Below are 10,919 nucleotides of genomic sequence, written 5' to 3' on the forward strand. Positions count from 1 at the left end.
TGCACCGATTCCGGAGCCAGAATTACCAGCCGACGCCGAAGCCCACCGTGTAGCGGGTTTCGTCGAGACTTTCCTTGGCGCCGCTGACCTGGTCCTTCTCGGCCTTCACGTTGAGCGAGGCCCAGTCGGTGAGCTTGTAGCGCAGGCCCGCTTCGGCATCCAGCGCGTAGTCCGCGGTGTTGTCCAGCGGACGGCCGACTTCGCCGCTGGTGAAGAGCTCCACCGTCTTGCCCACCAGGTAACGGTTGTAGTCCCACTTCATGCTGATGGCGTAGAAGTTTTCCTCTTCGCCGTTGGCGAACTGGTAATCGCTGCGGTTGACCAGGCCGGCGAGTGAGAAGGCCCCCAACTCGTCATCCCAGAACTGGTAACCGGGGCCGGTACCCAGGGTGCGCTGCCGCTCGAGGTCCTCGATCTTGTCGCGCTTGTACTCGCCACGCCCCTGCCAGAAGAACTTGTCAGTGATGAAGCGGTCGAGGGCGTACTCGGTTTCCCAGTTGTCCGTGGTCTTCTCGTCGTCGGTGAATTCGCGGTTGAACTCGCCCGAGGCGTTATGACGCCAGCGGCCGTGGCGGGCCTTGGTCTTGAAGTCGACCTCGTAGTCGTCGGTGTCTTTTTCGGCGCGCTTGTAGTCCAGGGAGAGGTCGACGTTGCCGGTCCAGGTCAGGTCCTCCACCAGGGGCTTGGGCTTCATGATCTGCTCGATGCTGGCCAGCTCCACTTCCTTGGGCGCCTCGCCGTTGGCAAGGATGACCTTGCCATCCTCCGCGCGGTGCAGGGACTTGGCGCGCTCGCCAACAAAGTCGCCCTGCTTGATCAGCAGCTCGCGGTCGCTTTCCAGGGTGGCGACCTTCTTCCAGTCCAGCGGGATGGTGCCGCCGTAGTCGGTTTGCAGCACCAGCTTGCCGCCATCGAAGACGCGGATGGTGCCGGTGAGTCGATCGCCATTCTTCAGCCAGACGGTGTCAGCGAAAGCGGCGGTGGAAGCGGCGGCGAGCGCCATGCAAAGCAGGGATCTGGACAACATAAAGCGGCTTCTTTGGTTCTGTATCTCAAAAAAAGCCGGGCATTATCCCTATGACCGACAGCAGAGCAAGGACTGACCGGCCCGCTTTATCCAAAGTTCCGAGAAATCGATGGGCGTGCCCCGCCCCGGTGCTACCAGCCGATGCCGACGCCGATGAGGTAGTGCCTGTCCGATGAGGTTTCGCCGAGGCCGCGCAACTGGTCCAGCTCGTAGAGCAGGGATAGCCGTGCCCAGTCATTGAGGCGGTAGCGCAGGCCGAATTCGCTGTCGAGCACGTAGTCGACCTCCTCGATCCGTGGCACCTGCAACTGGGCCTTGGAGTAGAGCTCGAAACGGGTGCCCCAGATCAGGCGCTTGAAGTCCCACTCGAAGGAGTAGGCATTGAAGTCGATGTCACCCGCGTCGCTTTCCAGCTGGAAGCGGGTGAGCTGCGCTATCAGGTCGAAGCGGCCCAGCTCGTTGTCCCAGAATCGGTAGCCTGGGCCTGTGCCGTAGGAGCGTTGGCGTTCGAAGAACTCGAATTCGTCGTTGTGCTGGTCATAGCTGCCGCGCACGAACCAGTGACGGGTGAAAAAACGGTCGAGGTCGTATTCCAGTTCCCAGTTGTCCTCGGTTCGCTCGCCGTTCGTGGTTTCCTTCTCGAACTGCCCACTCAGCACATGGCGCCAGCGACCGTGCTCGACGCGGGTGTCGCCCTTGAGCTTCCACTCGTCCTGGCGATCCTCATTGCGCTCCATGTCCAGCTTGGCGTCGAGGTTGCCTTCCCAGATGCGGTCCTTGAGCAGGGGCCGCGGCGGCACCAGCTGCTGGATGCTGGCCAGGGGCACGGTCTCGCCCTCGCCATCGCCCAGCCGCACCATGCCCTTGCCCGCCGCCTTGAGGCTGTGGCTATGCTGGCTGTCGAAGCCGCCGCGCTTGAGCAGCAGTGGTTTCTCGGAACTGAGGGTGTCTATATCCTTCCAGTCGATCAGGACCCGGCCGGCATACTTGGTCTTCAACGCCAGCTTGCCGCCGTCCAGCAGGATGATCTCGCCGCTGATGCGGTCGCCGTTGTTCAGCCACACGGTATCGGCCCAGATCGGCGCGCAGGCCAGGCAGTAGAACAATCCACTAAGGCTACGGAGCATGGTCGGTAGGAAGAAAGGAAATGGGGTGTCTGAGCATGCATGGGCGGACTTGCCCACGGCAAGCGCAGAGGTGCGCCGCGAAGCGCTCTACCTGACCCTGGGCCAGGTGCCGGAAGGCAAGGTGGTCACCTATGGCCAACTGGCCGAGCTGGCGGGGCTTGGTCGCGCAGCGCGCTGGGTCGGACGCACCCTGAGCCAGCTCCCGGCCGGCACCCTGCTGCCCTGGCACCGCGTGCTGGGCGCCGGCGGGCGTTTCAGCCTGGCGGTGGGCACGCCGTCGGGCAATGAGCAGCGGGCACGATTGCGCGCTGAGGGAGTCAGTATCCTGAACGATAGGGTGGACATGCGTCGGCACGGCTGGCATCCCATGCCACCCAAGGGTTAGAGTGCGCCCTGCCCTTTTTCAGCCCCACCCTGGACGCCGCGAGCAGCCCATGCCCAGCACCACGCCTTTCGGACCCCACCACTAATGTCCCAACGTTCCTGGCGCGCCGCCATCGCCGCCTATGCCTCGCCGGCCACCCTTTCGCTGTTGCTGCTGGGGTTCGCCGCTGGCCTGCCTTACATGCTGGTGTTTTCCACCCTCTCCGTCTGGCTCCGCGAAGCCGGGGTATCCCGCGAGACCATCGGCTTCGCCAGCCTGATCGGCCTGGCCTACGCCTTCAAGTGGATCTGGTCGCCGCTGCTCGACCAGTGGCGCCTGCCGTTCCTCGGCCGTCTCGGCCGCCGCCGCTCCTGGCTGGTCCTGTCCCAGGCGCTGGTGGGCCTGGGACTGGTGGGCATGGCCCTGTGCGATCCGCAGACCAACCTCACCTGGCTGATCGCCCTGGCGGTGGTGGTGGCCTTCGCCTCGGCCACCCAGGACATCGCCATCGACGCCTACCGCCTGGAAATCGCCGAAGACAACCGCCAGGCCGCCCTGGCCGCCAGCTACATGACCGGCTACCGGGTTTCCGCGCTGCTGGCCACCGCAGGCGCACTGTACTTCGCCGAGTGGTTCGGCTCCACGGCCAGGGTCTATGAATACGGCGCCTGGGCCGGCACCTACCTGCTCTTCGCCCTGCTGATGCTGCCGGGGCTGATCACCAGCCTGTGGATGCGCGAACCGCCGGTGGACCTGCCGACGCAGACCAATACCTCGCGTTTCAAGCTCAAGCACCAGCTGTCATCGGTGCTGATCCTGCTGGTGATGCTGATTTCCCTGCCGGCGATGATCACCGGCATGCTCGACCGCGCCTGGCCACGCGCGGCGCTCTACGCCATCTTCCTGGTCACCTGCCTGTCGCCCTGGGGCATGCGCCAGATCCTCCCGGTGCGCGACCTGCTCAGCCAGCAACGCCGCCAGCTGCTGGTGGCGGCACGCGGCAAGGTGATTCCCAACTTCGATTTCGTCCACCAGGCCGTGTCGATCATCGTGCTGATCGTGATCCTGGTAACCGTCGCCGCCGCGGTGAAGGCCTTCTCCTCCGGCGCCTGGCCGCGCGGTATGCTGTTCCTGCTGATCACCCTGGCCTGCTTCTCCGCCGCCGGTCGCCTGCTGATGGCGCCGGTGCTGACCCCCATCAGCGAGTTCGTCCAGCGCTACCGCTGGCAGGCGCTGCTGTTGCTCGGGCTGATCGCCACCTACCGGATGTCGGACACGGTGATGGGCGTGATGGCCAACGTCTTCTATATCGACCAGGGCTTCAGCAAGGAAGAGATCGCCAGCGTCAGCAAGCTCTTCGGCCTGGTGATGACGCTGCTTGGCGCGGCCGCCGGCGGCCTGCTCATCGTGCGCTTCGGCATCCTGCCGATCCTCTTCATCGGTGGCGTCAGCTCGGCGGCCACCAACCTGCTGTTCGTGGCCCTGAGCGACATGGGCGCGCACCTGAACATGCTGATCGTCACCATCTCCTGCGACAACTTCAGCGCGGGGTTGGCCACCTCGGCTTTCGTGGCCTATCTGTCGAGCCTGACCAACCTGAAGTTCTCCGCCACCCAGTACGCCTTGCTCAGCTCCATCATGCTGCTGCTGCCGCGCCTGATCGGCGGCTACTCGGGGGTGATGGTGGAGAGCGTGGGCTACCACAACTTCTTCATGCTCACCGCCCTGCTGGGCATTCCCACCCTGGTGCTGATCGCCATCCAGTGGGGGCGCGACCGCCAGCAGCCGAAGGAGAACGGCTCGCCCAGTGCGCCAGCGGCGCCTGGGTCCACCGAGCAGCCATGAAAAAGGCCGGCATATGCCGGCCTTTTCCGTTCCCGCCGAACCTCAGCCCGGCACCACCTGCACCATGCGCGGCGGCTGCGCCAGCTCGACGCCGGCAGCCCTCAGGCTGTCGCGCACGCTTTCATTGAGCTTGAAGATCACGCCCCAATAGTCGGCGTTGGACGTCCACAGGCGCAGGGACAGGTTGATGGAGGTATCGCCCAGGGCGGAAACCACCACCACCGGCTCCGGGTCCTTGTGCACGCGCGGATCCCGGGCCAGCTCGAGGAGGACGTCACGGGCCTTGGAAAGGTCGGTGGAGTATTCGACTTTCACGTCGTACAGGACCTGGCGGTTCGCCTGCTTGGAGTAGTTGGTGATGATGCCGTTGGACAGGCTGCCGTTGGGCATGATCACCGTCTTGTTGTCACCGGTACGCAGCACGGTGTGGAAGATCTGGATGTGATCCACGGTACCGGACACGCCCTGGGCTTCGATGAAATCCCCTACCTTGAAGGGGCGGAACAGCAGGATCAGTACACCGCCGGCGAAATTCGCCAGGCTCCCCTGCAGGGCCAGGCCGATGGCGAGGCCCGCCGCGCCGATGGCGGCGACGAAAGAGGTGGTCGAGATGCCGATCATCGAGGCCACGCTGACCATCAACAGTATCTTCAGGATGATGTTGGCCAGGCTGCCGATGAAGCCCTGCAAGGTGCGATCGACCCGGCGGTGCTGCATCAGCGCGCCGACCTTGCCGGTCAAGACGTTGATCAGCCACCAGCCGATCAGCAGGGTGAGCAGCGCCAGCGTCAGCTTTCCGCTGTATTCCAGCAGTACAGGCAACCAGGCCTCGGACACCTCCACCAGTTGGTCGACGTTCATCTCCATGGGCGTTCTCCTGCGCTATTTCAGCAATGCGAAACCAAGCCGCCATGGACAAGCCACGGCGGCGAAGGTTCAAAGGACACTAGGGTTGCGACGCGAATCGGTCGCGAAGGTTCCGCTCAGTCGCGGAAGTTGTTGAACTGCAGCGGCATGCCGAATTCCTTGGCACGCAGGGCGGCGATGGCTTCCTGCAGGTCGTCGCGCTTCTTGCCGGTGACGCGTACCTGTTCGCCCTGGATGGCGGCCTGGACCTTGAGTTTGCTCTCCTTGATATGGGCAACGATCTTTTTCGCCAGCTCCTTGTCTATACCTTCGCGCAGCACGGCTTCCTGCTTCACGACCTTGCCGGAGGCGTAGGAGTCCTTGATCTCCAGGCATTGGACATCGATCTTGCGCTTGACCAGGGCCAGCTTGAGGATTTCCAGCATCTGCTCCAGCTGGAAGTCGGCATCGGCAGTAAGGGTGACCGTCAGTTCCTTGAACTCGAAACTGCCCTTGCCGCGCAGATCGTAGCGGCGGTCGAGCTCCTTGATGGCGTTGTCGACGGCGTTAGTGACTTCGTGCTTGTCCAGTTCGGACACCACGTCGAACGAGGGCATGGGATTCCTCCAGATAGACGGCGCGATCTGCATCACGGATATGAAAGCGCCTGGCTTGACGGTAAAAAATGCGCACCCATTATAACCGAGCGACAAGCCGACTTTTTCGAAGCCGTCCCCAGCAGTCCGCAACCGGCAGAACGGTAGGGCGACAAGGCAACACAATCGAGGCTTGATATCATAACGCCACATTCCGCTCCCCCACCCTTGCGAGCCTGCCACATGCCCAACCCTCATCTCAGCATCCTGGTGGTGGACGACGCCAAGTTCTCCAGCGCCATGATCGGCCGCACCCTGAGCCAGGCCGGCTACCAGGACCTGCGCTTCGCCAGCAGCGCAGGCGAAGCCCTGCAGTTGCTCGAGCAGAAGCCGGCGAACGTGATCCTCGCCGACTGGCTGATGCCCGAGATCGACGGCCTGGAACTGACCGCGCGGGTACGCCAGCTGGATGAGATGACCGACCACTACAGCTACATCATCCTGCTCACCGGCAAGGAGGGCGAGAACGTCCTGGGCGAGGCCTTCGACCGCGGCGTGGACGACTTCATCAGCAAGGCCGCCATGAGCGAGCAGCTGGTACCGCGGATCTACGCCGCGGACCGCCTGTGCAATACCCTGCAGCGCCTGCTGCAGGAAAACCGCCTGCTGACCCAGAACATCGCCAGCCTGGAGCAACGCAACCTGGTGGATTCCCTCACCGGCCTCGGCAACCCGCGCTACCTGCGACAGAGGCTGACCGACAGCCTGCGCCAGGTCGAGTCCCGCGGTGGCGCCCTGTGCTACCTGCTGATCGGCCTGCTGGACGCGCCACAGCTGCGCCAGCGCTACGGCGATGCCTTCTACAACGAGCTGCTGCACGGCGTCGCCCGGCGCCTGCAACAGCTGGTCCGGCCCCTGGACGTGCTGACCCGGCTGGACGAAAGCCACTTCGGCCTGATCACCCTGCTCGACGACCTCCACGAATGCTCGCCGAGCAGCTTCCGCCGTCTGCATGAGGGGCTGAACCTCAAGGCCTTCAAGACCAGCGAAGGCTTCATCACCCTCAAGGCCGGTGTTTCCCTCGTGGGCCTGGACACCAAGGCGCTGCCCCTGGATGCCGAAGAGCTGCTGGAAAAGGCCGCTGCCATGTTGCCCGAAGCCTACGCCAGCGGCCGGGTCACCGCCCTGCGCCTGCCGCAGCCATGACCTGGCACATCCTCGGCGCCGGCAGCCTGGGCAGCCTCTGGGCCGCCCGCCTGGCCAGCGCCGGGCGACCGGTGCGGCTGATCCTTCGCGACCGCGCGCGGATCAGCGCCTACGAAGAGGCCGGTGGCCTGACCCTGGTCGAACAGGGCCGCGCGCAGCAGCATGCCATTCCCGCCGAACTGCCCAGCGGCAGCGGGCCCATCAGCCGCCTGCTGCTGGCCTGCAAGGCCTATGACGCCGAGGCCGCGGTGCAACCCCTTCTGCAACGCCTGGCCCCCGGCGCCGAGCTGATCCTGCTGCAGAATGGCCTGGGCAGCCAGGATGCGGTGGCGAAGCGCCTGCCCCATGCCCGCTGCGTACTCGCCTCCAGCACCGAAGGGGCCTTCCGCGAGGCGGACTTCCGCGTGGTGTTCGCCGGCCACGGCTTCACCTGGCTCGGCGATCCGCTGCAGCCTGCCGCCCCGGCCTGGCTGGAGGAGCTGGATCAGGCGGGCATTCCCCATGGCTGGACGCCGGACATCCTCTCGCGCCTGTGGCGCAAGCTGGCGCTCAACTGCGCCATCAACCCGCTTACCGTATTGCATGACTGCCGCAACGGCGGCCTGGCCGAGCACCCGGCGGAGGTCGGCGTGCTCTGCGCCGAACTGGCCGAACTGCTCGAACGCTGCGGCCAGCCGGATGCCGCCGAAGGCCTGCATGACGAGGTGCTGCGGGTGATCCACGCCACTGCAGCGAACTACTCCTCCATGTACCAGGACGTGGCCCACGGCCGCCGCACCGAGATCAGCTATCTGCTCGGCCATGCCTGCGCCACCGCCGCTCGACACCGGCTCAGCCTGCCGCACCTGCAGGGCCTGCACGAGCGCCTCAAGGCCCACCTGCAGCAACGCGGATTGCCCGTCACCTGACCCCGCGCTAACCTGCTTGTCAGCCCAGCTGCGGATTACTTTCCCCTTGACCAACCTGCGTCAACGCCTCGAGAACCTGTCAGTCGGCCGCAAACTGCTCGCCGCCCTGCTGGTCCTGCTCGCCACCGTCCTGCTCATCGCCAACCTGGCTTTCATCAGCGCCGCCTACTGGATTTCCCAGGAAAGCGTCGCGCCCCAGGGCCTGGTGACCCTTGGTCGGCTCTTCGCCTCTTCAGCCATCGGCCCCGAGGCCCTGGCCTCGGAAGAGGACGCCAAGGCGATGCTGGCGCGCCTGGACAGCTACACACCACTGCGCGCCGCCGCCCTCTACGACAGCGACGGCCGCCTGCTGGCCCAGCTGCAGCGCGGCGCGCAGCTGGACCTGCCGCTGACGGCCGCCGACCTGCCCGGCTGGCGCCTGCGGGAATTCCGCACCACCCACCTGGCCGAACTGCCGATGCCCGGCAAGAAGCCCGGCCACCTGTTGCTGGTGGCCTCGAGCGAACTGCCCGGGGTGTTCTATACCGGCACCCTGACCGCCAGCCTGGCGATCCTCGCCTGCAGCGTGCTGCTCTGGCTGCTGATCGCACGACAGATCCGGCGCATGGTCACGCGACCGATCCGCCGCCTCGAGGAACTTTCCCGCCAAGTCACCCGGGAGGAGAACTACGCCCTGCGCGCGCCGCGCGGCAACCGTGACGAAATCGGCAGCCTGGCCGACGCCTTCAACACCATGCTCAGCCGTATCGAGGCTCGCGAACAGCAGCTCAAGCGCGCCCGCGACGACGCCCAGGCGGCCTTCGACCAGGCCCACGAACTGGCCGAGGAAACCCGCCACTCCAACCGCAAGCTGGAGCTGGAAGTTCAGGTGCGCAGCAAGATCGAGAAGAAGCTCACCGGCTTCCAGAACTACCTCAACAGCATCATCGACTCCATGCCCTCGGCACTCATCGCCCTGGACGAGCAGCTCTACGTCACCCAATGGAACCAGGAAGCCAGCGCCCTCTCCGGCACGCCGATGGACGATGCCCTGAACCAGCCGGTGTTCCTCGCCTTCCCCTCGCTCAAGCCCTTCCTGCCGCAGATCCGCCTGACCGCTGAAAAGCACAAGGTGGAGAAGGTGGAGCGGGTCAGCTGGCTGGTGGGCGAAATCGTCCATCACTACTCCCTGACCTTCTACCCGCTGATGGGTGGCACCGGGCGCGGTGTGGTGATCCGCATCGACGACATCACCCAGCGCCTGTCCATGGAGGAGCTGATGGTGCAGTCGGAAAAGATGCTTTCGGTGGGCGGCCTGGCCGCCGGCATGGCCCACGAGATCAACAACCCGCTGGGCGCCATCCTGCACAACGTGCAGAACATCCGTCGGCGCCTCTCGCCGGAGCTGGACCGCAACCAGGAGCAGGCCGCCATCAGCGGCATCAGCCTGGAAGCCGTCAACCAGTACCTGGAGGCACGCGAGGTGCCCAAGCTGCTGGATGACATCCACCAGGCCGGCGCCCGCGCGGCCAAGATCGTCACCCACATGCTCGCATTCAGCCGGCGCAGCAGCCGCCAGTTGGCGCCCTGCCAGTTGCCGGTGCTGCTGGACCAGGCACTGGAGATCGCCAGCAACGACTTCGACCTGACCGAGGGGTTCGACTTCAAGGGCCTGCAGATCACCCGCGAGTTCGACTCCGACCTCGGACCGGTGCCGGGTACCGCCAACGAACTGGAGCAGGTGCTGCTCAACCTGCTGAAGAATGCCGCCCAGGCCATCCACCAGCGCGAGGACGACGAGGAAGGCCACATCACCCTGCGCACCCGCCTGAGCCCGCCCTGGGCGGAGATCCAGGTGGAGGACAATGGCGTGGGCATCTCGGAGACCGTGCGCAAGCGCATCTTCGAGCCCTTCTTCACCACCAAGGAAGTGGGCCAGGGCACGGGGCTCGGGCTGTCGGTCTCGTACTTCATCATCACCAACAACCACAAGGGGCAGATGGAAGTGCAGTCCAAGCCGGGCCAGGGCACCTGCTTCACCTTGCGCCTGCCGCTGATCGCCAGCACCGAAACCTCAGGAGCCTGAAATGGGCAATCGCCTTTCCAAGATCTACACCCGCACTGGCGACAAGGGCGAGACCGGCCTGTCCAGCGGCCGCCGGGTGAGCAAAGACCACCCGCGCATCGAAGCCATAGGCGAGGTGGACACCCTCAACAGCCAGCTTGGCCTGCTACTGGCGGGACTTGCCGAGGGGCAACAACGCTGGCCGGGGCTGGACGAGGTGATCGCGGTCCTGGCGCCCTGCCAGCACCGCCTGTTCGACCTCGGCGGGGAACTGGCGATGCCCGAGTACCAAGCTCTGGAAGCCAGGGAGATCGATCGGCTGGAGGCAGCCATCGACCACTGGAACGAGGAGCTGGGCCCGTTGAAGAACTTCATCCTGCCGGGCGGCTCGGCACTGGTGGCCCAGGCCCATGTCTGCCGAAGCTTCGCCCGCAACGCCGAACGCCGCGCCCAGGGGCTGAACGCCGAAGAACCGCTGCGCGAGGAATTGCTGGCCTACCTCAACCGCCTCTCCGACCTGCTCTTCGTCGCAGCCCGCCTGATCGGCCGCCGCCAGCAGGTGGGGGAAGTGTTGTGGCAGGCAGCTAGCAAGGCATAGGTCGCCCCTGTAGGGGCGAATTCATTGGCTATGTCTGCGTTAGCTGTTGCAGAGCCGAATAGTAACGTCTAACACGGACCTTTCAGACCTCCGCTCTTGCCTGATGCAGCCCTCTCCCCCGGCCCCCGCCCTGCGCCCCAGCCTGATCGCTTCGCGCTCAGTCGCTCATCGGCACCGGAAGCGGTGCTTCCGACAGCGTGCCTCTTCGCCCCGGAGGGCGAGGGGTGACTCGCGCCTGACAAGGCGCGGCAATCCTGATGCCTGCTCATTGCCTGAACCTGTGCAGCAGAGGTGAGGCAGCGACTCCGCCCCGTCAGAAGGCCGAGCGGAAGCGTTGCGCAGGGGGACGAGCGGCATG

General features: G+C 65.3%; 10 protein-coding genes. 6 read left to right on the forward strand and 4 right to left on the reverse strand.

Annotation, left to right across the window (positions count from 1 at the left end; all coding sequences use genetic code 11):
- Positions 1–22: 22 nt before the first annotated feature.
- Entirely contained in the window at positions 23–1,027 is a 1,005-nt protein-coding gene (locus E8F11_RS08645) for a DUF481 domain-containing protein (protein WP_280288430.1), read from the reverse strand.
- A 131-nt stretch (positions 1,028–1,158) separates the two neighbouring features.
- The gene (locus E8F11_RS08650) at positions 1,159–2,154 is read right to left on the reverse strand and encodes a DUF481 domain-containing protein (RefSeq protein WP_280288431.1); all 996 of its coding nucleotides are present in this window, start codon (positions 2,152–2,154) and stop codon (positions 1,159–1,161) included.
- Between E8F11_RS08650 and E8F11_RS08655 the strand changes: the two genes are divergently transcribed.
- A complete protein-coding gene (locus E8F11_RS08655) occupies positions 2,153–2,539 on the forward strand; it encodes an MGMT family protein (RefSeq protein WP_280288432.1) in 387 nt (128 codons plus the stop codon). The genes E8F11_RS08650 and E8F11_RS08655 overlap by 2 nt on opposite strands.
- Before the next feature lie 84 nt (positions 2,540–2,623).
- The gene (locus E8F11_RS08660; RefSeq protein ID WP_280288433.1) at positions 2,624–4,363 is read left to right on the forward strand and encodes an AmpG family muropeptide MFS transporter; all 1,740 of its coding nucleotides are present in this window, start codon (positions 2,624–2,626) and stop codon (positions 4,361–4,363) included.
- 42 nt (positions 4,364–4,405) lie between these two features.
- On the opposite strand, the gene E8F11_RS08665 is transcribed toward E8F11_RS08660, so the two are convergent.
- The gene (locus E8F11_RS08665; RefSeq protein WP_280288434.1) at positions 4,406–5,230 is read right to left on the reverse strand and encodes a mechanosensitive ion channel family protein; all 825 of its coding nucleotides are present in this window, start codon (positions 5,228–5,230) and stop codon (positions 4,406–4,408) included.
- A gap of 116 nt (positions 5,231–5,346) precedes the next feature.
- Positions 5,347–5,826, reverse strand: coding sequence for a YajQ family cyclic di-GMP-binding protein (locus tag E8F11_RS08670; RefSeq protein WP_280288435.1), 480 nt, complete (start codon positions 5,824–5,826; stop codon positions 5,347–5,349).
- A gap of 222 nt (positions 5,827–6,048) precedes the next feature.
- Here E8F11_RS08670 and E8F11_RS08675 point away from each other — a divergent pair, with 222 nt between their 5' ends.
- The 4 genes from E8F11_RS08675 to E8F11_RS08690 are packed head-to-tail and all read left to right on the forward strand — an operon-like array spanning position 6,049 to position 10,561.
- The gene (locus E8F11_RS08675; RefSeq protein ID WP_280288436.1) at positions 6,049–7,011 is read left to right on the forward strand and encodes a response regulator; all 963 of its coding nucleotides are present in this window, start codon (positions 6,049–6,051) and stop codon (positions 7,009–7,011) included.
- Positions 7,008–7,919 carry a putative 2-dehydropantoate 2-reductase gene (locus E8F11_RS08680; protein ID WP_280288437.1) on the forward strand — a complete coding sequence of 304 codons (912 nt, stop codon included), beginning with the start codon at positions 7,008–7,010 and terminating at the stop codon, positions 7,917–7,919. The genes E8F11_RS08675 and E8F11_RS08680 overlap by 4 nt, the downstream gene beginning before the upstream one ends.
- A 46-nt stretch (positions 7,920–7,965) precedes the next feature.
- Entirely contained in the window at positions 7,966–9,984 is a 2,019-nt protein-coding gene (locus E8F11_RS08685) for a HAMP domain-containing sensor histidine kinase (RefSeq protein WP_280288438.1), read from the forward strand.
- Between the two features lies 1 nt (position 9,985).
- Entirely contained in the window at positions 9,986–10,561 is a 576-nt protein-coding gene (locus tag E8F11_RS08690; RefSeq protein ID WP_280288439.1) for a cob(I)yrinic acid a,c-diamide adenosyltransferase, read from the forward strand.
- Positions 10,562–10,919 lie beyond the last annotated feature (358 nt).

The sequence above is a fragment of the Pseudomonas sp. BN417 genome (assembly GCF_029871205.1).
GTDB lineage: Bacteria > Pseudomonadota > Gammaproteobacteria > Pseudomonadales > Pseudomonadaceae > Metapseudomonas.